The organism is Parapedobacter sp. SGR-10 (assembly GCF_011030405.1).
Classification (GTDB): domain Bacteria; phylum Bacteroidota; class Bacteroidia; order Sphingobacteriales; family Sphingobacteriaceae; genus Sphingobacterium.
Window position 1 is genome coordinate 171,771 of the sequence record NZ_JAAJTJ010000003.1, and the last position, 25,718, is coordinate 197,488.

12 protein-coding genes are annotated in these 25,718 nt (G+C 43.4%); 5 read left to right on the forward strand and 7 right to left on the reverse strand.

Annotated elements, in window-relative coordinates; all coding sequences use genetic code 11:
* Positions 1-78: 78 nt before the first annotated feature.
* From G5B00_RS04830 to G5B00_RS04855, 6 genes are all read right to left on the reverse strand, one after another.
* Complete coding sequence (locus G5B00_RS04830; RefSeq protein WP_163872119.1) at positions 79-1,566, reverse strand: RagB/SusD family nutrient uptake outer membrane protein; 1,488 nt, start codon at positions 1,564-1,566, stop codon at positions 79-81.
* Positions 1,567-1,570: 4 nt separating this feature from the next.
* On the reverse strand, positions 1,571-4,699 hold the full coding sequence (locus tag G5B00_RS04835) for a SusC/RagA family TonB-linked outer membrane protein (RefSeq protein ID WP_163872120.1): 3,129 nt from the start codon (positions 4,697-4,699) through the stop codon (positions 1,571-1,573).
* 179 nt (positions 4,700-4,878) lie between these two features.
* Positions 4,879-5,319, reverse strand: a complete 441-nt coding sequence (locus tag G5B00_RS04840) for a carbohydrate-binding protein (RefSeq protein WP_163872121.1) — start codon at positions 5,317-5,319, stop codon at positions 4,879-4,881.
* Positions 5,320-5,332: 13 nt separating this feature from the next.
* Positions 5,333-7,411, reverse strand: coding sequence for a glycosyl hydrolase 115 family protein (locus G5B00_RS04845; protein ID WP_163872122.1), 2,079 nt, complete (start codon positions 7,409-7,411; stop codon positions 5,333-5,335).
* A gap of 41 nt (positions 7,412-7,452) precedes the next feature.
* Positions 7,453-8,856, reverse strand: a complete 1,404-nt coding sequence (locus tag G5B00_RS04850; protein WP_163872123.1) for a sialate O-acetylesterase — start codon at positions 8,854-8,856, stop codon at positions 7,453-7,455.
* On the reverse strand, positions 8,853-9,647 hold the full coding sequence (locus G5B00_RS04855) for a sialate O-acetylesterase (protein WP_163872124.1): 795 nt from the start codon (positions 9,645-9,647) through the stop codon (positions 8,853-8,855). The genes G5B00_RS04850 and G5B00_RS04855 overlap by 4 nt, the downstream gene beginning before the upstream one ends.
* Positions 9,648-10,084: 437 nt before the next feature.
* Between G5B00_RS04855 and G5B00_RS04860 the strand changes: the two genes are divergently transcribed.
* Together G5B00_RS04860 and G5B00_RS04865 are read left to right on the forward strand one after the other, a co-directional pair.
* On the forward strand, positions 10,085-11,509 hold the full coding sequence (locus G5B00_RS04860) for an agarase (protein ID WP_163872125.1): 1,425 nt from the start codon (positions 10,085-10,087) through the stop codon (positions 11,507-11,509).
* 292 nt (positions 11,510-11,801) lie between these two features.
* A complete protein-coding gene (locus G5B00_RS04865) occupies positions 11,802-15,935 on the forward strand; it encodes a hybrid sensor histidine kinase/response regulator transcription factor (RefSeq protein WP_163872126.1) in 4,134 nt (1,377 codons plus the stop codon).
* A 72-nt stretch (positions 15,936-16,007) separates the two neighbouring features.
* Here G5B00_RS04865 and G5B00_RS04870 read toward each other — a convergent pair whose 3' ends face one another.
* A complete protein-coding gene (locus G5B00_RS04870) occupies positions 16,008-19,199 on the reverse strand; it encodes a sialate O-acetylesterase (RefSeq protein ID WP_163872127.1) in 3,192 nt (1,063 codons plus the stop codon).
* 337 nt (positions 19,200-19,536) lie between these two features.
* On the opposite strand from G5B00_RS04870, the gene G5B00_RS04875 reads away from it, so the two are divergent.
* From G5B00_RS04875 to G5B00_RS04885, 3 genes are read left to right on the forward strand one after another with little or no spacing between them, the layout of a single operon-like run.
* Entirely contained in the window at positions 19,537-22,569 is a 3,033-nt protein-coding gene (locus G5B00_RS04875) for a SusC/RagA family TonB-linked outer membrane protein (protein ID WP_163872128.1), read from the forward strand.
* Between the two features lie 2 nt (positions 22,570-22,571).
* Positions 22,572-24,038 (forward strand): RagB/SusD family nutrient uptake outer membrane protein, encoded by a 1,467-nt coding sequence (locus G5B00_RS04880; protein WP_163872129.1) that lies wholly within the window; start codon positions 22,572-22,574, stop codon positions 24,036-24,038.
* 13 nt (positions 24,039-24,051) lie between these two features.
* The gene (locus G5B00_RS04885) at positions 24,052-25,590 is read left to right on the forward strand and encodes a fasciclin domain-containing protein (RefSeq protein WP_163872130.1); all 1,539 of its coding nucleotides are present in this window, start codon (positions 24,052-24,054) and stop codon (positions 25,588-25,590) included.
* Positions 25,591-25,718: the final 128 nt, after the last annotated feature.

Consider the following 25,718-nt stretch of genomic DNA (forward strand, 5'->3'; position numbering starts at 1 on the left):
CCCTATGAAAAGTAATAACAGAGAAATTGATAAAAGTTTTAAAGATGTAATGCCTAATTTTTTCATAACTCTAATCAATTATTTATAATATTCGTTCTGTTCTATGGCTGGATTTTGCCTTATGATCCCAAGATTGATCGGCCAAAGGATATTCCTTGGATCCGATAATCCGTTCAGGGGTTGCATGACTTCTATCGCTTTGTTGTTGCGTACCAGATCAAACCATCTTTTTCCTTCAAAGGAAAGCTCTCTGGCTCTCTCCTCCAACACTTCTTCTATGGCTTCTTCTTCTGTCTTGATCATAAAATCTTCTGTACCGATCTGCCCTACGCCCGCTCTTTGTTTTATTTTGTTCAATAGGGTCAGTGCGGTCTGCCAATCGTTGCCTTGCCCTCTTTTGATCAATGCTTCCGCTTTTAGCAGGCATATATCGGCAAGCCTGTAGATGATCACGTTTTTGTCATTCATCGTCGTCCGATCAAACGATCCATCTTTTTCAAAGAATTTTTGTACATAGCGTTTGGTGGATCCGGTATTGAAAGCGACGTCCCTTCGGGGATCGGCGGCGCTTAATTTTGACAGTGCAATCTCACTGGCTTCAAACTGTGCCTGTCCGCTTCCGCCGTATATACCCCACAGGGAGGACGTAGAATTTTCGTCCATATTAAAGGCTATCTCAAAAATGGATTCTTTGGAATAGCCATTATAGAACATCTGGGCGTATTCAGAAGTGTACCTTTCGGCTGCTGTCGTACCTGTCAATGCCGTATAACCGTACACAGAACTTGTTGGCTCGCCACTATCATTGACCAGATTGCCAGCATAGGTCAACGCATGGTCTACATCACCCTTCCATAGATAAAGATCCGTGAATAGGGCATCTACTCCGCCTCTGGTGATATGCGAGCGCGTGAGTTTGGCATCATATGAGGCATGATCGGCCAAGAACTCCCGTGCTGTCTCCAGATCGGTGATTATCTGCGTATAGATATCGTCCATGGGTGTTCTGGGAGTTTTGAGTGCATTGATATCCTCGATCACTTCTGTAGCTTCGGTTATCAACGGTACTTCGCCCCATATGCGTATCATATAGAAGTAGCACAATGCCCGCAAAGCGTGTGCTTGCCCCATTATCCGGTTGTATTCCTTGAGACTGGCTGCCGATGTACTTTGATAGATATTCTGCTCCAGCATGAGGGGTACATATTTCAGTATGAGGTTGCACTGCTGTACTACCCTATAGAAATTGCCCCAATTGGCAAAGGACATGTTGACGTTCAAGGTATTGTTGATCACACTCAGGGATTGCATGTTATTCTCGACATGTAGTTTTAATAGGTCGGCCCTGCCTTCTCCGTAGTACACAAACTCCGTATTCAGTGCTAGCTGCAACAAGGAATACGCCCCGTTCAATGCTGCTGAGGCATGGTTGGGATGCTTCCAGAAGTTATTTTCCGAATAGGCCGTAATGGGGTAGGTGTCCAGTTTCTTACAGGAACCCAACAATAGGCTGATCAATACGAAAGCGCTAAGGATGCTGTTGAATTTTATTTTTAGGACTTTCATAAATTTATAATTTAATGTTTAATGATAAACTGTAAAACCTTGAGCGTGGAAATGCACCATTGTCCACCCCAAAACCGAACGGATTGGAACCGGAGCTGATTTCGGGATCGTAACCTGTATAGCTGGCGAATGTAAGCAGGTTTTGTGCACTTATTCCTATATTCAATCCTTTTAGTTTTACCTTGCTCAGTTGATTTTTGGAAAACTGGTAGTTCAAGGCCAGATTTTGTAACCGGATGAACGATCCGTCTTCTACAAATCGTGTAGAGACTGCATAGTTTTCCATAGGATCTGCTTTGACCAGAATAGGCACATCCGTCACATCTCCCTGATTTCTCCATCGGCGCAATTGGTCCGTGGTAAAGTTGACGTCAAACTGGTTGCCATCGATACCTCGTTTCAGTTGGTTCAATAAATTGCCACCAATCGTATAATTGATAAATGCGGTAAGGGTAAACTGTTTGTAGGTGAATTTATTCTGGAATCCACCGAAGAAATCGGGCGTAGGATCTCCTATGACCTGCAAATCTTCATCGTTGATGATCCCGTCCCTATTCAAATCCTCAAAAATCACATCACCCCCTTTATAAATCTCTCCGGTAGCCGATCCTTTTCTATAAGGGACGACTGTACCGTCTCCGTTCATGGTGTAGACGTTGTCTTCGTCCCTGGCATAGACGCCCAATGCCTTAAATCCGTAGAAAATACCTACCGGCTGCCCGACGCGGGCCAGAGAATAGGTCGTCGCAAAATAATCTTCATTATCCGGCAGAGAAGTTACTTTGTTTCTGTTTAGCCCCAGGGTGAAATTGGTTGTCCATTTGAAGGTTTTTTTGTTGATCAGTATACCTTCTACCTGCATGTCAAAACCTTTGTTGCTGATACTGCCGAAATTATAAGGCATCCGGGCATAGCCTGCCTGTGAAGGGATCTGCACGTTGAATAATAGATCATACGAATTTTTTATATAGTAATCTGCTGTGACATTCAACCGCCCGCGCAGGAATGCCAGATCAACACCGGTGTTGAATTGTTTGGTGGTTTCCCATTTGAGGTTTGGATTGGCCACGGTTCTGGATATAATGGAAATATTTTCATCATACGTCGAGGCGTTGAACTCATACAGTGAGCGCGTCGCGTAGTTTCCTATTTCCTGGTTTCCGGTGATACCGTAACTCACCCGTAGTTTGCCGGAGTAGAGTACGCCCATTTTCTTTACAAAATCTTCTTCTGAGAAGAGCCATCCTGTGGATATAGAAGGGAAGTAACCCCACCTGTTGTTGGGGCCAAAGCGAGATGATCCATCGGCTCTCATCAACATGCTCAAGAGGTATTTAGACTTGTAATTATAGTTTAAGCGGGTGAAAAAAGACCGTAATACATATTCTTCTTCCCTTTGGGTCTTGTTAGTGACCTGCGCTGTACCGCCGATACCCGACATTTCGTTGTCCAGGGAGTTTATACCTCTGATATTGATCTCATTGCTGAGGTTATACTGGTTAGACTGTCCCAATAGGAAGTTTATATTATGATATTTCTGAATCTTTTTTTTCCACGTAAAGAAGTTCTCATTGATAAATGTCTTTCTTACCAATGGGTTGTATATCGAGTAGACAGACTTACCGGAGCCCGAACTGTTCAATATGGGCGGCTGAAAATAATTGGTGGTCGTGGCACTGTAGTCCATCGATACATTGGTACGGAATTCCAGATTCTTGAACAGCTCGTAGCTGAACTCCTGCTTTCCTAAAAACCGCCACCTTTCGACTTCATTTTTCGTGTACATCGCCTGTGCCACCGGATTGATCTTGCCATTGTCTATCAAAGGGATCACCTCGCCCGTATAGGGATCCCATGGGCTATATATCGGGAACGATATCAGGTATCTCCGGATCACGCTTCTGTCGTTGTTGCCTGTATTCAACCTGTTGTACTCGTAGTTGGACAGGTTGAAATTGGTAACCCCGGCCAGCTTGGAGGAAATTTTATAATTCACCTTAGCCGCTCCTGTGTATTGTCTGTATTTGGTATGGATGATGATAGGCTCTTGATCCCTGTATCCGGCACTCACATAGTAGCCTACAGCCCTGTCCTTGGAGCTTCCCCGCGCACTTATATCTGCTTTGTGCTGCAATGCATTGCGATACATGATATCCTGATAATTGTAGGATTCTCTATACCATGGATGCAGAGAGTCTATGACCGATACTTTGGTCGTCGGACTGCCTGTCGCATTGAATATTGCGTCTTGATAAGCCGATCTGAATTGCGGCCCGTTCAGTACACCGAGTTTTCTGGCGAGAGACACGACGGAACTGTTGACCGAAGCATTGATTTCTGCCGGCTTGCCTTCACCCGATTTGGTGGTGATCAGCAAGACCCCATTGGACGCCCTTGCTCCATAAATGGATGCCGATGCTGCATCTTTCAGTAGCTCTATCGATTCAATATCGGCAGGGTTGATATCGTTCAACGGACTGAATGCCGCACCGTCTTCCAATGATGCAAACTCATCGTTGTTCATCGGTACACCATCTATAATAATGAGAGGAGAGCTACTCCCATTGATAGAGGATACCCCTCTCAAAGTGATCGCTGCGCCTGCTCCCGGTTCGCCCGAATTGGTCGTGATATTCAGTCCGGAAATTTTACCCTGCATACTGGTATTGAGAGAACCGCCTGCATATTCGTCCATATCTTCTGCTCTGATCGATGATATTGCTCCGGTCAGCTCACTCCGTTTCTGCTGCCCGTAACCGACCACGACAACCTCATCCAGATCGGTAGCAGTTTCCTGCATGACCATGTCGAAGTTTTTGTTGTTTCCCACTCTTTGCTCCAATGTGGAGAAGCCCATATAGGAGAATACCAGAATGGATTCGCTGCTCGGAGCGCTTATGGAAAATTTTCCTTCTGTAGTGGACTTGGTTTGTATAGATGTTCCCCTTATGGTTACACTTACACCGATAAGGGGTGTTCCCTGCCGATCTTTTATCGTACCGCTCACTACATTCTGCTGTCTGCTTACGGATTCCTTGGTTGCGAGATGCGTATAGCCAGATGGCAACACATTTGCCCGGATAGAACCTGTACAGACCATAAAAAATAAGATATGCCACAATCCTGATCTCATAATTGGTGTTTTTTAGAAGCACTATCCACCCACTTCCTTAAAGAAAGGAGAGGTCAGACAGCACTTTATTGTTCTGTTTTCTTTTTTTTAACGTTACTATTGTCTAGTATTCTTCCTTTGCCCCGTTACCGATGGCTAGACCTTTTTTTGTTGATCATCGGGCAGTCGGAGAGGGGAGACTAATCCATCAGCTCAAACCAATCCAATAATACGCCACCTGCAGTAGATACTATGGTGATGGTTTGTTTGCCTTTTGTTTGTGGTATGGTCAAGCTCTGCTCGACATATTTCCCCCAGTTTTTGGATTCTACTTTTAGGGTGCCAAGCAACTTACCTTTGTGGTCGCCCAATCTTACTTCCAGTTGTGGACTATTTTCTGATCCGCTGCTTACCTTGAATTTGAGCTGCTCCGTTCCCTTGCCAAAATCCAGGTTGTCAAATTTTATCCAGGCACCTTTGTCAAACTTGTTGACCACGGTTCCTGTTTTTACCTCTTTGGTCGTAGCCCGGTGTATTGTACTAAAGCTTTCTGCTTCTATACGTTTACCTTTCTCTTGTGCAAATCCTTGCGTTGTCATCCATAATACTGCCGTAAATACTATGCTTACTAACTTTCTCATAATTTTTTATTTTTTATTTGTTTAGTGATTGGAGTGAATTCATTGTTTTTTCAAGATTGAAGATCGTATTGTTACTGTACCAGCTTTCGAATGGAGGATACTGCGTGCCGTGCAATGCTTTTTGTGCCTGTTCCAGTTCGTGTACAGCTTGTTTTACAAGAGCCGATCGTCTGTTTTTATCTGTGCTGCCCTCTTTATAAGCTTGGGCGAGGTTCCATAAAGTCGTATTGAGGTGGTACATGAAATATGCAGGGCCTCTAAGGTTGGTGTCAAAAAAATCTTTTGAGGTACCGTTTAACGCATTGAACACTTCGTCACATTCCTGTGTTACCTTTCTGAAAGCGGTGGATGCAGTGGCTGTGCCGTTGATGATGGCATCTACTTGGTTTGCTGCCCCGTTATCTGCCGGAACAATCTGGTAGGTACGGTTTTGTACCTGTTCGCCACCCATCTCTTTTAGTGGGTTAGGATCATATGTGCCTTTCATGGCTTTGGCGATACCCTCTATTGCCCGCCAGTAGCGCAGATCCTGAAAGATATATTGACGGTCGATCCCCTGCAGGTCGGCGTGGCGTGGATACCAGTAGGCATTGTAATAGCTGCGGTACAATCTGCTGATACGGTCTGCCTTGTCTGCGCCATAATATTGCCTGCAAAAATCTGCCAGAAACGCATCTGTCCGATAGGTGTTGAAATTCCACATCATTTTGGCATTGGCAGCCAGTTCCATCACAAACTCGCGTAGATTTCCTGCATTGACGACCGAGAACAGAAGGGGTTTTGTGCTTTTCTGTGCCAGGTAGCGATAGTTGTCTTCCATTTTCCAGGGGCCCTCACCGGCAGCCAGATGTGAACCGGTAGACGTAAACTGATAATTGAAATAATACCCCAGATTATTATCTGTTTTGTTCAGCCGCTGTACGTCCATATTGGGAAAATGGTCACGACGTGAGGCAACATAGTTCCATATCAGGTTAGGATCGTCGGGTAGCGTTATGTATCCATCGGCCATTAGGTCAGAAAGCTCGTTGTAGAATATGCTTCTGAACTGCACTTTTGGATTTCCGGTAATCTCCAAGACCAGATCGCGTTGCTTTTTTATCATTTTGCTGATGACGGCACCGCGTTCCTTCATCGAGCCGGGTGCATCTTTGAACGTTTTCCAAAAAGGGTGATCTCCTGCTGCCCTAAAACCTATGACCCATATCATCTCTACATTGGCACGGTGTAGCGTTTCGATGTGATAGCGCCAGAATTCTTCTATTTTATCTTCATTTGCCAAAGAGAGCTCCGGAACAATGTCGACTTTCTTAATGCCTTTCCAAAAGTCATCCCAAGCTCTGAATGTCGCATTCAGTGGACTGTGATGGTGTGTGGTGATCACCAAACCATACGAGCTTATTGTTCTGAAATTAGAACTTAGCCTATAGGCCGTTTTCTCACTATATGTGCCTTTTTCGTAGTATTCAATGGTATTTATTTTATGTCTTAAAGCTGTCTCCAACCATAGCTCGTTGTTCTCTTTATTCAAACGGCGCCAAGGGCTGAACATATCCATATCATTCGGAAACCAAGCCCTGTATTTTACCGTAGGCTCATTGATCTGTATATCGAGCGAGGCAGGCACGGTGATTGTTTTCTGCACTTCGGGTTTCCAGTTTATGAAATACCATAAGGGAGGTACGCCCAATACCTTCTCGCTAAACTCATATATGGCATAAATGGCACCGCGTGTATCTGCTCCCTGCAAAATCAGCTGCTGTTGTGTATTGATGCGTGAGAAATAGATGTGGTGGGCTTCCCATCCTTTCAGCGTAGGCAATAAATCGTCTTTTTCAGAATTGAGGATAACAATTCCGGGAGATGTCATGGCTGACAGGTTGTGGATTGCCGCTGTACTGCCCGTGACTTTCTGTATATCTCTCTTTAGGGCTGTCACAGCTTTGTACAGGGGTTCGCCTTCCTGTGCAGAGGTGTATATCTTCACCTCTCCATGTAAGGGGATAGTAAAGTCCGTTTGCTTGGCATGTACAATCTCCGGCATGGATAGCGTACACCACACTAAGAAAATATAAAAGTTACGTAATAGCATTGTTTTTAAAGTTTTTATATTTCGCTCTGATCCCAGTTTCTTTATTCCACCGTCGTAAACGAAGGCATGGGCAGGCCATCTGTATTATATACTTCGCCAACTACCCAATCTTTCCAGGCGTAACGTACCGACACAGGGGCTGTGACCTCTTTGGCCTGTGCTTCTATATCTCCTGCCTTGCTGATCTGCGCTTTGGCCGGATAGAACTGTCCATCACTGCCGGCAACCTCAAACAATGTAATTTCTTTTCCATAAGAGGTGATGCCGTTTGCAAAATTTTCGAAGCTTACGATGATCTTATTTCCCTCTGTCTTATGCGATTTGTATATTGGAGAGCGGTAGGTGATTCCTTTTATTCCGTAAGTATTGCCCAATGCCCAATACCCAAGTCGTCTGGCTACCGCAGTTTTGTCCATAGGATGGATATAATCGGCCATCCCCACATCAGTGATTGCGGCCATACCGCTATTGGGTATATCTTTCATGGCCTGTAGTTGTATATAGCGCATTTTTACGCCCGTTCCTTCTTCTGCTTTACCATAAGGTGCAATTTCAGTATAATAGAATGGAAGCTCTCCGGCTCCCCAGTGTTTGCGCCAATCGGCTACCATAGCCGGGAAAAGTTTGGTGTAGATCTCGGCGTTACTGCGGTTGGATTCGCCTTGGTACCATAGCCAGCCTTTGATACTGAAATTGGCCAATGGATAGATCATACCGTTAAACAGTACGGTAGGTTCTTTAAAGTTTGTCTTTACACCTTCCAGACTTTCGGGAATCTTGACATGGGGGAATGCCTTTAGTATATCCCTGTCCATCCAGCTTTCTATTCGGGTACCACCTACAGACGAAACGATGATTCCGACAGGCACATTCAACTGCTTTTGCAACATCTCACCAAATTGATAGGCGACTGCACTGAATTCCCGTGCAGACTCAGGCGCACTTACTTTCCATTCTCCTTTCACATCTTCCTGTGGTGTCAAGGAGTAATTCATTCCTACTTTTAACAATCTGAGATTGGGATTGTCTGCCTGCAGGAGCATCTCATTCGAGTGGAGGATGGGTTGTGACGGGTAACCCCTCATCGGCATCGCCATATTGGACTGGCCGCTGCACAACCAGACTTCACCGGTCATCACATTATTCAAGGTGAGGCTTCCGCTTCCGTCACTAAAGGTAAGGGTATGTGGCCCACCTGCTGTTGGTGTCTTTATCTTCAGCAGCCACTTTCCGTGAGCATCCGCTTTTGTGGTATATTTGTCCGCATTCCACGAAACTGTTACTTCAACAGTTTTATTCTTGTCTGCTGTACCCCAGAGCTTTACTTCCGTATTTTGCTGTAAGACCATATTGTCGCTCAATACAGCAGGCAATACGACTTTTGCTTCTGTCGTGTGTACAGAAAGGAACAGGAGAAAAATAGCGGTCAATATCTTTACTTTCATTTTTTGGATGTATTTGTGTTTTGTATCGATTGTAGTTCTATCATTTTTGCGGCAAAGCGTTTTCCCAATTCGTCGGCAGAAGGACCGTCAAAATGGGTGACATCTCCCTTATCTTTCAACCCTTCGGACGTCGCTACTGCTGTGTGGGATACTTTTTGTGGCAATTCTTTTAGGACATCGTTGATATTTTGGTAATGTGGCTTGAAATCGCCCAGTTCACCGGCAACAAAAGGAAGATCGGGATTGCCTACCAATGTCCTCACTCGGTCGATCAGTTCGGTTAACTTGGCAATATATGTTTTTGAGCTTTCTCCGCCGCTGTTGGCTTCTCCCTGATGCCATATGACACCCTTTATCACGCCATATTTCATCGCTTCTTCGATTCGTTGGACGGCATCGTCATAAGGGTGGGTGTTTGTGGTTTTGTCATAGCCTCCCGGAACCCACTTCTGAATGGACGTTCCTCCTACGGCACAGGGAACCAAACCGATCTTAACGTCGGGGTAGGCTTCTGCCATCGTGATGCCGAACGACAACCCGGGGCCCACGCCCGCAACTTTGGGTTTGTCAAAATGAACGGGATGTTTGGCTGCTACCCATTTATAATTGGAGTCAAGCATGACCAGATGCTCATGTTGCATGTTTCTGAACTCTGCTGTTATCTTTCCCCGGCCTGCCATATTAGACTGTCCCATCAAAAGGTAGATATGGAAATCAGTATCCACCTTTTGTGCTGACAACAGAAAACTGTTTAATAGCAATGCTGCCAGTAAAAATACTTTGTTGTTCATTGTGTGCAATGTCTAAAGTTATCTAAAATTTTGGGAAGGGTTTTTATACCCTTAATACTGTTTATAAAATTGGCATGTATCCTGTACAAATGCGTAATGCTAATGTAGAGCTTCCTGTAGTTTCGGACACATGGCATTTTGGCTAATTTTACCTGTTGGATTGGTCTTGGATTTTTGTGGATTGCTGTAAGTGCCAACCATAACGTTTTTGCCATGTTGGTATAGGGTTGTTCATTCTTGCTGAAATAGTTGACGATGTTTTTTTTGCAACACACTAAATTGTCAAATTTGACATGCAAACCTATATCATGTGACATGTATTTATATCTTGTCTACTTCTTATCTTAGTGCTAAATACCAGTTATGATGTTTGTCGGTATTTTGTGCGGGATGAGATAGCGGACTGACGACAATTAAAAAAAACTAAAAAACTACAGATGAACAAATTATTTATACCCGTTATTGCTTTGTGTATGACTTGGATGGCTCCTGTACAGGCGCAACAGAGTGGAAATTACGAATCCGTGACGGTAGAAGCCAAAACACGTAGCCGTGATGCTTCGGGAAGCCCTAAATTTTCGGATTGGAAACCTTTTGAAACACGACTGGTCGCCAATATCAAGGATTTTAAACCTGTTGCTGTCGAGCACAACAAATATGGGTCGGTAAAAGATATACGGTCCAAAGCTACCGGATTCTTTAGGGTAGAAAAAATAAACGATCGTTGGTGGGTTATTGACCCCGAAGGTTGCGCAGGTATAAATATTGCGATGAACAGTGTCAATACCGGAAAATCTGCGCGTAATAAGGCAGCCTATGCACAAAAGTTTGCCAATAATACCGATTGGATACAGAAGACAAAGGCCGAATTGCAGGGGGTGGGCTTCAATGGAACAGGTTCGTGGTCTACCTACACTTCGATCATTAAGGCAAATGCGCAGTCCGATAAGCCGTTGTCGTACACCATAAACTGGAATTTTATGTCTTCCTATGGAAAGAAACGTGGGGGAACATATAGTGTGCCGGGACATACGGGCTATCCGGGCAATGTTATCTTTGTATTCGATCCCGAATTTGAAAAATTTTGTGACGAACATGCCAAGCAGCTTGCGCAATATAAAGACGATCCCAATCTGTTTGGTTATTTCTCGGACAATGAAATGCCTTTCAGCCTGAAAAACCTGGAAAACTATCTTAAATTGCAGAAAGATGATCCCGGATATATGGCCGCAAAGAAATGGCTGGATGAAAAGGGCATTTCCCCCGAGCAGATCACCGACAAGGAAAGAGCTGAATTTCTTGCTTTTGCTGCCGAAAGGTATTTTTCTATTGTGGCCAAAGCGATCAAAAAGTACGACCCCAATCATCTTTATCTAGGCAGCAGGCTCTATAGCAGCGAAAAAAATGTCCCTGAATTTATGAAAGCTGCGGGCAAATATGTCGATCTTATCTCTATAAACTATTATGGCGTATGGACTCCCAACAAAAAGCTGATGGCCAATTGGGAAAAATGGTCGGGCAAGCCGTTTATCATTACCGAATACTACACAAAGGGTATGGATTCTGGCCTGCCCAATATCTCGGGTGCAGGATGGCAGGTCAAGACGCAGGAGGATAGGGGCAAGTTTTACCAGAACTACTGTCTTGCGTTGCTTGAATCAAAAACCTGTGTCGGGTGGCATTGGTTTAAATATCAGGACAACGACCCCACCAACACCAAAGCAGAACTATCCAATCAGGATGCCAATAAAGGGATCGTTGACAACGATTACAACCTCTATCGACCGCTTGCGGACAAGATGAAAGAATTGAACCAGAACTATTTCCAATTGATCAACTATTTCGATAATCTCAATAAATAATAATGACCATTAGCCGTATTCTAATTGTGATACTGTAAGACCGATCTGTCAAATACCTTTAGTTTTTAACATCGGACATGCAATAAATTAGTTGGAAAACATTTTGCTCATTGTGATATTTAGATTATATTTAATTCCCCGGAGTGGTCTTGAAAGGTTCAAATTCTTCTGATCGGTATGTTTTGACTTTACGGCGTTCTGAACAGAACTGTGTCCGACCACTGCTGAATGAACAGGATATTTAAGCTTTTTAGAACCTTCAGTGGCTTATGCACAAAAAATCATAATCTTGATGAGAAAAGTAGTCTGGTATTGTTGCCTCCTTATCCTATCGATGCTCACGCTTGGGTTTGCATATGGTCAGCATATAAACTTTAAGCATTATACGATCACCGAAGGATTATCTCAAAACACTGTTTTATGTCTGATGCAGGATCGGGAAGGTTTTGTCTGGGTGGGTACGGAGGATGGCCTTAACAGATTTGATGGTTATGAATTTATCAATTACAGACATGAGAATGACCACCCTAAAAGTATCAGCAGTAATCATATAAATGCGTTGATGGAAGATACCGACGGAAAGATCTGGGTCGGCACATCCGCAGGGCTTAATATTTTTGACCGGAATACAGAAACTTTTGATTTACTATCTACACGTAGCGATACCCGAAAAACCGATTATATATCTTCTATCTTTAAAGACTCTAAGAATAACATCTGGATCGGAACTTTTGAGGGACTCAAACGTTACGACCGTACCTCACAATCATTTGAGCTTTATCAATTTTATCAGGACAAAGATTCTTTGGAATTTAATAAAATCTATCACATCGGTGAAGGTGCAGATAATATGTTGTGGGTATGTGGATTGAGAGATTTAAAGCGGTTCGACCCCGGTTCAAAAAAATATCTTTCCCTACCGTCTGTTCTTGAAAAGGATCTGGCGCTGAACAGGTCTATAGCGAGGTATATTGCTTCCGATTCTTTGGGCAACACATGGATAGCTTCTACAAACGAAGGACTATTTGTGTACAATACGGGCAAAAACAAGTTGACCAATTATCGTAAGGAGGCAAATACGAACAGTCTACCTTCCAACATTGTAAGAATTGTATCTTTTGTCAATGACAACGAGGTTTTTGTGGGTACCAGAGATGGACTGAGTATATTCAATAGGCGGAATGGAAAATTCAGGAATTACAATAACGATAAATATGATCCCCGATCCTTAAGCCACAATTCGGTGCGGTCCATCATAAAGGACAAATCGGGCAATATCTGGATCGGAACTTTTACGGGAGGTTTGAATCTGGTCAATCCGCATGAAAGATTTTCTTTTATCGGTGAGTATATGGGGAATAACCCTGGTTTAAGCTATCGGGTTATAGGTGCACTTGCCAGTGAAAAAGATGGAGGTTTTTGGGCGGGCACGGAAGGAGGGGGGCTGAACTTTGTCACGCAGGATATCTCCTCATTCACAAGCTTCGATTTGCCCGGAAGCAACCTTAGCATCTTCAACAATACGATTAAGGCTTTATATCCGGACGGCGACTCTTTATGGATCGGTACCTATAGTGGGTTGCTGTTGATGAACAAGCAGACCCGTACCATCAGAGATTACCCCATAAACAGCACAAGAGGTGTACAGGCTATCATCAGGAATACAAAGGGACTGTGGCTGGGTACAAACAGTCAAGGATTAATTTGTATCGATCAAAACGGAAAACAAAAAATCTTCAGAAACCAGACCGGAAATCCCAAGAGCATCAGTGGTAATAATATTACAGCTATCGTAAAAGACGAATCCGACAATCTGTGGATCGGTACGGAGCGGGGGTTGAATTATTTTGACGGAAAAGCGTTTACCCAGTTTCTTTATCGGCCCCATGAGGAATATAGTTTAAACAGCAACAACATTTTATCGGTGTGCATTGATCGTAAGGGAAGAATATGGGTAGGTACAAAGGGTGGCGGCTTGAATTTATTGGACCGAAAGACGAAGAAGTTTTATGCACTTACCGAAGAGCAGGGGCTCGGAAATAATGTGATCCATGCCATAGAAGAAGACGATGAAGGCATCTTGTGGGTGAGTACCAATAAGGGCATTTCCAGGATTTCTATCAAAGAGCAAGGGACTGTTCCATTGCGCACGGGTGATTTTTCTATAAGCAACTATACCTATGAAGACGGCTTGCACAGCAGCCAGTTTTCCTCCAATGCAAGCTTTAAAGATGCTCATGGCACACTTTATTTTGGAGGGATCAATGGCATTATATATTTTAACCCTTCCCGGATCAAGGAGGATAAAAACGATCCGGATATCGTCTTTACAGATTTTCTCATCCGCAACAGACCTGCAAACTTTAGTCATGAAAACTCGCCTCTACAGCAAACTATCAATGAAACGAAGAAAATTGTCCTCAGCTATGACCAGGCTTTTATTACGATCAAATTTGCGGCATTAAATTTCCTTAATCCAGGAAAGACACAGTATGCCTACAGGTTGGAAAATTTTTCAAACGACGATGACTGGCACTATGTGGGCAATCAACGAACAGCCACTTTTACCAATCTCGATGCAGGAGAATATATACTGAGGGTAAAGGCCACAAATAACGATGGCATTTGGAGCGACAAGATAAAAGAGGTAAAGATCATCGTATTGCCGCCTTGGTGGAAAACCTGGTGGGCGTACCTGTTGTATATAGCTTTTATCTCTGGATTGTTGTATCTGTTTTATTCTTACTCTCTTCGCAACGCAAAGCTAAAGAACGAGCTTTTTTACGAACATTTGAGTCGTGAAAAAGAGCAGGAACTTGCCGAGCAGAAGCTCAATTTTTTTACAAATATCTCCCATGAGATCAAAACCCCATTGACACTTATCCTAACTCCGCTGGAAAAGTTGATTAATCTTAATGAAGGGAACAATAAGATTTTAAATCAGCTCATGCTGATAAAACGAAACGGTGATCGTCTCCTTCGTCTGGTCTATCAATTGCTCGATTTTCGAAAGTTTGAGGCCGGCAATATGGCATTGCAGGTCTCCTCGGAAAATATAGTAGAATTCTGTAAAGAGATTGTACTGATTTTTAAGCCTTATGCCCGGGATAAGGGTATAAAAATAGATATTCAGGCTCAGCAATCTGAAATAAATGCCTGGATTGATACCGATAAGATAGAAAAGGTACTTTATAATCTCATCTCGAATGCTTTGAAGTTTACTGCTGAAGGTGGTCATATTGTCCTGCGTATCGATTCGGTACAAAAAGACCTAAAAGAATGGATAACGATCAAGATTATCGACGACGGTATAGGGATACCGGAGGATCGCATCGATAAAATCTTTGAGCAGTACGCACATTATAACGAGTATAATACGAACGGTTACGGCTCGGGTATAGGTCTCACCTTTTCCAAGGCATTGGTAGAGCTGCACCATGGTCAGCTATATGCAGAAAGCACACAGCAAACCCCGGATTCCAAAGGATACACCTGCTTTACCATAGAGTTGTCTGCGGGTAAGGAACATTTTCAAGAAGGAGATCTCATCCATGAATTTCAAGACGGTGATACAAATGAAGGAGGAGTTGCCACAACGGAATATATCCATTCTTCAGCTCTGCATGAACAAAGAAAACAGCTGATCCTAGAAGACGCTGCTGACGAAAAAAATATTATGCTGCTCGTAGAGGACAATCTCGATGTACAACAGTTTATAGCCGACCATTTTGAAGAATTTTTTGATGTCAAGACCGCAAATAATGGTAAAGAAGGGCTTCGTATTGCTTTGGATGTTTCTCCCGATATTATCATCAGCGATGTGATGATGCCCGAAATGAGTGGCATAGAACTTTGTCAGCACATAAAAACCGATTCCAGGACCAGTCATATCCCCCTTATTTTGCTGACAGCCCGTACACCACTTTTGTATAAAATAGAGGGTATAGAAACGGGAGCCGACGATTATATGACCAAACCTTTCAATCTAAGATTGCTGGAAGCGCGGGTATGGAATCTGTTGGAAGCCAGAAAAAGATTAAGAGACCGGTATAAAGAAAATATCACCCTTGAACCCAAGAATATAGCGATCACCTCTCCGGACGTCAAATTTCTGGAAAGAGTAATGTCTTATATTGAGGAAAACCTTGATGAACCAAGCCTCAATGTAGAAGAGATTGGGAAAGAAATCGGCATGAGCCGGGTTACACTGTACCGAAAAATCAAAGCATTGACGAATCAGACGGTTATTGAATTTATTCGGAGTATCCGATTAAAAAGAGCAGCACAGCTTTTGGAACAAAACCAGTTCAATATCAATGAGATCGCTTATATCGTAGGGTTTACAGATGTTGATTATTTCAGAAAGTGCTTCAAGGAGCGATTTGGCAAAACACCTAAAGAATATGCTCATGCTAAGCGGAGCTAGACGAATATAAGGATATCTCGTGCTTTGCTTTATTGTAGAGACACTGTATGTACAGTGTCTCTACATTTTTTACTATTTCCTTACCTCAAAGAAGCCTTGCAGAAGTTGTCGTTTTCCTTCGGCCGTCACAACAAGACGGTAGAAGTACGTGCCATTCTGAATATTTGTGGCCGTAAATACACGCTGATTGTTGTCATACCCATTGATTTCCTTTAAGATATTTCCTTTACTATTGAAGATGATGACCCGGTTGTCCGAATACTTCTCTATTCCCTCAATACTGAGGAAATCGTTTATACCATCACCATTTGGCGATACGACAGATGATACACGTATATCGAGGTTATGGGCAGGTAATGCTGTGCTCGAATTTGTTGTTGTGTCCGGCACAGTACTTTCAAGGTCCTCATTGCCAAGTAGTGCCAAAGCATACCTTACGCCCAATTCTGACGCCGAAGGGCTATCGAAATGTATACCATCTCCTTTATCTGTCAATCCCTCGGCAGATACCCATGCAGTATAGGGTACCTCTGATACGAGTTGTGGCAATTGGTTGTTGATATTGGGAGAAGTTGCACGAAAGTGACCCAATTCGCCGACTATAAAGGGTAATGTAGGATCATTAAAGTCATTTCTAAGATTTTCTATCAATTCTTTTACTCTATTTGTCCAACTCGAATAATTGTCGCCGCTGTTGGATTCTCCTTGGTGAAACAAAACCCCTTTCAATACACCTTGGGTTCTTGCAATATTTACCCGATTTACGGATTCATCATAAATACTTGAGCTTGTCCTGCTGTTTGGTGCTCCAGGTGCGAAAGCACTGATCGGTTGGCCTCCTACAGCGGTATTGATAATCCCGATCCGTACATTGGTGCCTGCACTTTCCAACATTTTTGTTGCGAAGCCTAATCCCGGACCCACACCCGCGTTTGGTAAATAGGAAATAGGATGTGAAGCCTCCACCCATTCAAAATTTTCCGTCATCATTTTAATCTGTGGTGAAGTGCTGTCTACGCTCGTTGCTAAAGGGCCTGAGCCCACCATATTTGATTGCCCTGTGAGCAGGTAAATATGGAAATCCGGATCTGCTTCGGCAATAGTTGTTCCCGGACCGTTGTAGAAACCGCGGTTAGGCTGAGCAGTAGCAGAAACTGCAATTCCGAAATAATCCTTGCCTCCGTTGTCGGCTATTATCTTGCCCGAATTTAATGCCGGAGACCCAGGCTGTAGTTTATAGCCGCCCACAGTATTCAGCCCTATGCCCCCAGATCCGGGGTTTATGAATAGAGGATCGGAAGTGAGATTTTGTGTGATGAAATCTATTTGTGCAGGCTGGGTTGTATTATAAAAGATATTGTCAGTTATTGTTCTGTTTTGAACACCGGTTCCGGTAGTTGCCAGACTGAATTTTGCAGGAGTTGGGGTAGTGTTTGCATTGTACACAATATTGTTGTGATAAGCATAGGTATGGCTACGGTTGGGATTTTCGTGCACTATGGTAGGGCTCAGTCCGGTACCTATATAAAACGTGTTATTGTACACGTTGACATCTGTCACGTCGAAGTTCATGAACACGAGGCTTCCTTTGTCATTCTGACTTATATTATAACGACAGACAATGCCCGTATCCTGCAATGAGCTGCATAACCAAAAAAGTCCGTGTGCATTGTCGTGGCTATAACTATATTGCCAAATGGTACCGGGACTATTTAAATCGGGATCATATAAACTGCCATCATAGTCCGGCGATCGATTGAGATACCCTTCGTTGTATTGAAAAACTGTATTGATCGAGCTTCTGGAAAATATTGTGTTGCCGGTAGTTCCGGTCGCTGTCTCATAGCATAGATTTCTTTCTACAAGCCCGCCGTCCGCTAAACGGATGATCATTGCATTTTTGGAAATATGGTGAATGGTATTATTTTTTATAAGCAGATTGGTTATTTTTCTACGTTCCCAGTTTGGCGTTTTGGGGTAGTCAGAGACGGAAATTTCGTGACTGGTGACAATGCCTTGGTTCTGGCAGTTGTAGATAAGACAATCTTCTACCCGGATATCATGAAAGCGGGTGTCGACTGTATTGTCGTTCTGGACTGTGAAATAGATTCCTGCTGACCTTTTATCACTCATTTCGTTGCCTACCGTGCCTCGAATATCATGTACGGTCAGGTTTTTTAAATAAATGTGCTCCAGCAGTCCAAAATTGTTTCCTATCACTTCAATTCCCCTTCTTTCAGCGTCAGCACTGGCATCGTTGGTAATTTCAAGGTTGTTTATTTCCCAAAAGGATTGGTTGTATAATTTTAAGGCTCCAGCTTGTATGATTCCGTCACCGTTGATAATGGGTTTGGGGCCCGTACCATACGAATCTATAATAATGGGACTTTCATGGATTCCCGAACCTTTTGGCCAAAGCTGACCACTCCATATTCCGCCTGCTTTGAAGAGAATTTTTGCTCCGGGTAAAAAAGTCACCGAGTTTACTTTAGTTAGGCTTTGCCATGCTGTGGCAGGCGTGAGTCCATCGTTATTGTCATCACCAGCATCGGCATCAACATGATAGGTTCCGTTTTCTACTGTCACGCCTTCTGCCGTTATGTTGTCTATAGCGAAAGATTGTCTCTGCCCCGAGTTTCCGGAAATCCTTTTGCAGACCCACCGCACCTGCACGACGGGTTGGCCCGAACATTCGACAGGCAGTAGAATCGAAAAAGGTGTTATATCCTGTCCATTTGTACCTGAAGTTGCATTTGGCGTAGTGCCACTTTCAAAAATGGCATCAGTAGGAGTGAAATTTCCGCTTGTACCGATCCGATACTGGAATACGAGCCCTAAGCGATAGTTGTTGATCGTACCATCATAAATATTCAGCATGGTCATGGCATCAAAAGTAATTCTCACCTGTTGGGGAGCCGTTACGGAAGAAGTATTTAGTGCAAGAGCAATCGTCAGATCGTTATAGGTACTGGAGAGCAGTCCTATTTTCCCGGTAAAGTCATACACACCTGCCGCTGTAGTGGCATTGGATCCGGAAGATTTCATATTGACATTGGCTGTAGGAGGGTTGACACGCCCGCTGAGATTTGGCTCTGCTTCGACAATTCTCCATCCCTGAAAACCATCGGGGTACACTGCTCCAGGCAACCCGTCTAATACCGAAAAGTTCTGACTGTACGGCAATGGCTGTGGAGTCGGATTGGTCTGCGAAAAGGAAAGGAGCCCATTCGCAATTAAACCTAAAATAATAAATATCTTTTTCATAATTAGTTGTTTATTATTGGCCTAAAAGCCGATTGTACTAAGTTATTTACAATCTTTTCGATTTGTACCCGATTATTATTTCAAATATACCTATGATTTGATTCAGCATGTGTTGATGTGGGGGCAACTCGTCTTTGTAGGCCTTGAAACATTTGCCTTGTATATATGCACGAAATGTCTCGTAACAGTACATACAAAAGGATGCTATATTTGAATCGTGCAACAAATGCATGACTAACCGGGCTATATTGCCATTATGTATAACTCTCAACCACTAAGTATGTATTTAATTTATCAAAATCTACCACGTGTCCATTTTTGTAAAATTGTTTTTTGCTTGTTTGTTTTTTTTCAGAATATAGGTTTTGCACAGGTACAGTCGATTGTTGTTAAGGGTACTGTAAAGGACAACGAAGGGCAAGCATTGTCCGGGGTATCGGTAGGCATAAAAAATAGTCCAACCGTAGCACGTACCAATGTGGACGGAGGCTATACTATCACCGTTCCCAGTAGTCAGTCTGTTCTGGTTTTTTCCCATTTAGGATTTGTTACGGTAGAACGACCTGTCGGGGCAAACAACATCGTGCATGTGACACTTCAAGAAGACTACCGCAGGATGGACGAAGTGGTTGTCGTTGGATACGGAACCCAACTAAGGAGTGAAGTGACAGGCTCCGTAAGTTCCATTAAGGCCGATCAGATGGATGAGTTTTCGGGTGGATCATTGAATACCAGTTTGCAAGGCAAGATAGCAGGCTTACAGATTACAACCGAGTCTGGGGAACCCGGTTCCGGTGCAACTTTCAATTTGCGAGGCGTGTCCTCGATCAATGGAGACAATTCTCCTTTGATTATTATCGATGGAATACCGATCAATAACGAAACTTTTCATTCGGAAGAAGATGGGGCAGGATTTAGCCCGCTCAACGATATCAATCCTACCGATATCGAATCCATTGAAGTGCTTAAGGATGCCGCCACAGCAGCTATATACGGTTCGAGAGCTTCAAATGGTGTAGTGCTCATCACGACAAAGTCGGGAAGTACACCTGTCCCCACCATCAATTTTTCCTTAAATTCAAGTCTTGTCGGTATTTCTCGAAAAATTGGTGTTTTAAATGGCCCCCAGTTTAGGGATGCTTATATAGAGTCTATCTTTAATTCGGGGACTCTGGTAGAACAAGAATCCCTTATAGACTCTCTTCATCCCTTCTACCGAGACTCGTACAACTGGCAAGATATCATGTATCGCAATGCATTCCAGCATAAGGCCGATTTGAATGTGAGTGGAGCTTCTAAAGATAAGGCTATCAATTATTATATCAGCACGAGCTATAAGGATCTCAAGCCTATCATTGTGGAGACAGATTACAAACAGGTCACCGGTGCAGCGAGAATCAATTATAAGATTACAAAATCCATAGAAGGATATACAAATTTCAACCTGTCAAATTTTGCATATGATCGCCTGAATACCGGAGGGGGAGAAAGCAGTATTATTTTGAGATACCTCCGGACTATTCCGGTCTATAGTCCCTATGACCCGATCACCGGAGATTTGATACATCTCTATGAGCAGAGTAAGATAAGCCCCCTTTCCCAAGCCATCAATATGGAAAACAAAATAAAAAGGTCCCGGTTGATGGCCAAGCAACAATTGGTTTTCCATATTATTAGGGGGCTGGATTTTAAAACCAGTGTAGGGCTGGATTACAGCAATACAGAAACCAATTATTTTACGCCTTCCTTGTATGCCGTAGATGGTAAAAGGGTATATACCAGTTATCGCCCGACGACTTTTTACTCGCTCATCAATGAAAATGTGCTGACCTACAAAAAGAGAATAGCGGCGCACCATAATCTGGATGTGCTGCTTGGGCAATCTTTTCAAAACTTTAAGACAGACGGTTATTTTTTCAGAGGAACAGACTTTGTAGATGACATAGTGAGTAGTCTGGCGGGAGCTGCAAATATTACGAATTTTAGCCATGGGGTATCCGAACGGAGACTTTTGTCTTATTTCTCCCGGGTAAATTATAACTACAAGTCTAAGTATTTACTTGCCGTATTACTTAGGAGAGATGCATCTTCAAGATTTGCAGAACAAAACAGAGCCGCTTATTTTCCGTCGGTATCGCTGGGTTGGAATTTTACGAAAGAAAAGTTTCTCAAAAACGCTATTTTGACCGACGGAAAGTTGCGGGCAAGTTATGGTGTCACTGGTAATCAGGGTATCGACAATTACGCCTCCTTGGGTGTTTTGCGGAAAGCAGGTGTTTATCTAGGACAAACGGCCATTGTCCAAAGCTATCCTGAGAACCCAACTTTGCGATGGGAGACGACAAAGCAAATCGATGTGGGGGCAGACCTCGATTTTCTGAAGGGAAGGTTCGGTGTATCTTTGGACTTCTATCAGAAAAACACTTCCGATTTGCTGTTTAATGTACAGATACCCAATCATACGGGCTTTCGAACAGTTCCTTACAATTATGGCAATTTGCAGAATAGAGGAATCGATCTCAGTCTGAATGGTACGATCATCAATAAGCCTTTCATTTGGAACAGTATATTTACGTTTGGCCTAAACAGAAATAAGGTCACCGATTTGCCGGGAGGAGAAGACTATCGGCCTAACGAAACAAGTTTGGCCAGGATAGGAGTGCCCGTAGGGGTATTTTATGGATTGAGGGCATTGGGTGTCTACTCCAGAGATGAGGATAATGTCTATCGCATTCACGAAGATGGTACTGTACAACCGTACCGCAAGGGATCGCTTACCGGTGAGATATATAAAGGTGGAGATGTCATCTATGAGGATATTAATGGAGACGGTATCATCAATGATGATGATTTGCAGATAATAGGTAACCCAACTCCCAAGTATTTTGGAGGATTTCAAAATAATTTTTCTTATAAAGGTTTTAAGCTCAGTATCTTCTTTAATTACGTGATCGGAAACGATATCTTCAATCTAGTCAGAAGGTCGCACGACGGTTTTGAGTTTCGGTCCAACTATTCGACGGACCAATTAAGGAGGTGGCAAAAACCCGGAGACGTTACAGATATTCCTCGTCTGATCAGTGCTGATCCCATGCAAAACTATGCTATATCCTCACGCTTTGTGGAAGATGGATCGTTCATAAGGTTACAGACGCTAAGCTTGAATTATACCATTCCGACCGGTATCACAAAACGTTATGGCATGAAAGGGGCAAGTATCGGCATTAGCGGTCAGAACCTGTTGACATGGTCTGCTTATACGGGCTATGATCCGGAGGTGACGACAGGAGGAGATTTATCCTTTGGTGTCGACAACGGCTCCTTTCCAAAATCCAGGTTTTATAATGTATCATTGAATATCAGACTGTAATCATGAAAAAACTAATCTATAAAATCAAATTTCTGACTATCGGCCTGACCTTGTCCGCGTCGATGCAATCGTGTGAAAAAATGCTCGATCTGTCGCCTACGACGGAATATGCGTCAAGGGATTATTTTGCTTCTACGTCACAAGCCTATGCGGTACTGTATGGCGCTTATTATCAATTGCAGACAGCCATCAATCAAGAATTTATCTATTACGGCGAAGCCCGTTCGGACAATGTGAAGTTTGGAGGAGGATCCTTGTCCAACAATACCTTGAGTGTCATCCAGAATGCGCTCGATGGCAATCTGGCCTATTCCGACTGGGGAAATTTCTATTCGGTGATCAAGCAGGCGAACCTAGTGATCAAGAAGGTTCCCTTAATGAGAGAGAGGGGCATAAATGTACGTGATGCAGATTACAATAAGCTGATCGGACAAGCCCTGGGTCTTAGAGCACTGACTTATTTCTATCTGGTCAGAATATGGGGAGATGTTCCTCTGATAATCGAACCGGTAGAAAAAGAAACGGACCTCAATGTATTTAAAACACCACGTATCGCTAAAGAGATTATTTATCAGCAGATCTCTACCGATCTTGTCAGGGCAAGAGCATTGCTGCCGACAACCAATGCCAATAATATGGAAACACGTGGGATGCTGACCAGAGGGGCAATTGATGCTATGCAGACCGATTTCTATATGTGGCGAAATATGCCGGATAGTGCGATCATTACGTCTGCACGATTGATCAATGCCGCAGGTGAACCGGCCTATGCAACCTATAAACTGGCGGAATTGTACAACCCCAATATAGACTACCGGGTTTCGGGCAATTCGATAGATAATGCGCCTTATTCGTTGATGTTTACCCAAGGGCTCTCCGAAGAGTCTATTTTTGAAGTCGTATTCAGCTTTGAGGATAATAATACTTCCAATATTTATGGGATTTATGGGAATATCAATGCGCAGTTTGCCGCGAGGGATGAGCTTGCAGGGGCTTTTCTGGATACCGATCTGAGGGTGTTGACAAATTTTCGGAGTAGTACCCAGATCTACAAGTTCTTTCCAAAGACAGGGTTTGACCAGTCTACCCAAAACGATAAGAATGTGATGATCTATCGGCTGTCCGATGTTATGCTGTTGAGAGCCGAAGCTTTAAATGCCCGAAATCAACGGGCACAGGCCTTTCTGCTGGTCAATAAGATCAGGGAAAGAGCAGGTTTGACGGCTATAGCTGCGGCCGAGTACGAGGCCTATACAGAGGAAGAGGCCCAAGAGGTCATTTTGACCGAAAGGCAGAAAGAACTTTGCTTTGAAGGGAAGAGGTGGTTTGATTTGGTAAGAACAGGCAAAGCCATAGAGGTCATGCAACCGATAAACGGTATATCCGATCCCAATAATCTGGTCTGGCCCATCAATCTGAATGTCATCAGGCAAAACCCACAGATAGAGCAAAATGAATTTTATAAATAATTATCATGTTGTTATGAAAAGAATACATCCATATAAACTTGTTGTTCACCTTATCCTTGCGGCAGTACTCACGGGTAGCTGTGGTAAATTGGAGTTGTTGAAAAATGTTGATTCAGAAGCTATATCAGCAGGAGAGGACTTGAAGAATCAAACGATTTGGGAGTTTATTTCTTCTACTTCGAGTATAGCCAACGATACGTTAAAGTCCCTAAGCCTGTTTACCAGAGCAGTGGAGAGAGCCGGACTCAAAGAGTTTTTTGGGCAAGACGGCCAGTACACGATCATCGCACCGCGTAATACTGCAATGGAAGCATTTATAGCATCATTGGGGTACAGTGATCTGGAGGATGTTCCACCGGCAGTATTAAGAAATATTTTTTTAGGAAATACCGTCAATGGAAAAATCTTTTCCTACGAGCTGCCGGAAGGTGAGTTGATGACCTTTGAGACTATGAATAAGGACAGCATATCATTTATACGTGAGCCCGCGAGCACCAATCCCTATAGGGTGACGATCAATAGCGCACCTACATTTGTCTCTACAGCTGTAAGGATACGTAGCCAGAATCTCTTATGCAAAAATGGTGTTGTCCATGTGATCGATACCTATACGCACTATATCCCCCGGACTTCTGCTCCGGATGCTGCCAGTCCCGGAGAAGGCAGTATGTCAGAAACACTTGACGTACTCAAGGATGCCTATATGTCCAACGGAAGCACGACGGCAAAAAATACCAATTATGGTTCGGCAGTAAGTCTTAATGTCAAAAAAGCAGCTGTAGATTTCACAAGAAGGGCTATTACTCAATTTGAAGTACGACAACCCCATTCCTTCCAGAGAATAGGTACGGCAAGGGTGGGATTGTACTGCACCCGAGTGGACGGAGATGGAGGGATTGTATCCCTATTTGAGGATGAGCCTATAGACTGGCTGGAAAATCAAGTTAGTTGGGCAAACTGTCCGATCCCGGGTACCGTACCTATCGGAGATGTGAACCTGAGTCCAGGTACAGGAGCATCTGGATCGGTAAACAAATGGCATTATATTGATATCACAAATGCTTACCAAGATGCTGTAAGACAAAATAAAACTTTCATAAATGTCGGTATTAATACCGCTGACAATGATCTGTTTACTTTTGCTTCAAAAGAATACTCCACAAGCAGTATACCTGTCGGCACACGTGCGCCTATTATCATCTTGACCTCCCCGGTAGCCTCTATTCTATCCAATCCGGTCAACGCAGGAATTACCGTTGACCGCCAATCGGGAAATAAGATACTGACAACATCGGAGTTGAAATTTGAAGGGGCAGAGAGTAAGAATATATTCTTTGTGGTGAAGGATCTGCCCCAGATGGGATATTTGGTTGTCGGTGGAAGACCTGTTTTGCAGGAAGGGGTGAGATTTAGCCAAGAACAAATAGAAAAGGGAGCAGTACGGTATCTACATAGCGGTGAAGGGAATATAGACAGTTTTTCATTGGAAGGGCAGGATTTCCAAGGAGGTTTTTATGATGATGTTTTGACCGTTAATGTGACCATACAATAAAATAAGAAAGCTTAATAAGAGCTTTTGCCCCGAAGAAAAAAGGGGGATGTCTCCTATGTTTGTTGAAGAAAAATGTAGGAAACATCCCCCTTTCTGATTGGTCCAGATAAACAAAACAAAAATACTCC

Bases quoted from the DNA above. Each gene is read 5' to 3' on its own strand.
- G5B00_RS04880 (WP_163872129.1), top strand. From the start codon at position 22,572: ATGAAAAAACTAATCTATAAAATCAAATTTCTGACTATCGGCCTGACC.
- G5B00_RS04845 (WP_163872122.1), bottom strand. From the start codon at position 7,411: ATGCTATTACGTAACTTTTATATTTTCTTAGTGTGGTGTACGCTATCC.
- G5B00_RS04860 (WP_163872125.1), top strand. From the start codon at position 10,085: ATGAACAAATTATTTATACCCGTTATTGCTTTGTGTATGACTTGGATG.
- G5B00_RS04830 (WP_163872119.1), bottom strand. From the start codon at position 1,566: ATGAAAGTCCTAAAAATAAAATTCAACAGCATCCTTAGCGCTTTCGTA.
- G5B00_RS04840 (WP_163872121.1), bottom strand. From the start codon at position 5,319: ATGAGAAAGTTAGTAAGCATAGTATTTACGGCAGTATTATGGATGACA.
- G5B00_RS04850 (WP_163872123.1), bottom strand. From the start codon at position 8,856: ATGAAAGTAAAGATATTGACCGCTATTTTTCTCCTGTTCCTTTCTGTA.
- G5B00_RS04885 (WP_163872130.1), top strand. From the start codon at position 24,052: ATGAAAAGAATACATCCATATAAACTTGTTGTTCACCTTATCCTTGCG.
- G5B00_RS04855 (WP_163872124.1), bottom strand. From the start codon at position 9,647: ATGAACAACAAAGTATTTTTACTGGCAGCATTGCTATTAAACAGTTTT.
- G5B00_RS04865 (WP_163872126.1), top strand. From the start codon at position 11,802: ATGAGAAAAGTAGTCTGGTATTGTTGCCTCCTTATCCTATCGATGCTC.
- G5B00_RS04870 (WP_163872127.1), bottom strand. From the start codon at position 19,199: ATGAAAAAGATATTTATTATTTTAGGTTTAATTGCGAATGGGCTCCTT.
- G5B00_RS04835 (WP_163872120.1), bottom strand. From the start codon at position 4,699: ATGAGATCAGGATTGTGGCATATCTTATTTTTTATGGTCTGTACAGGT.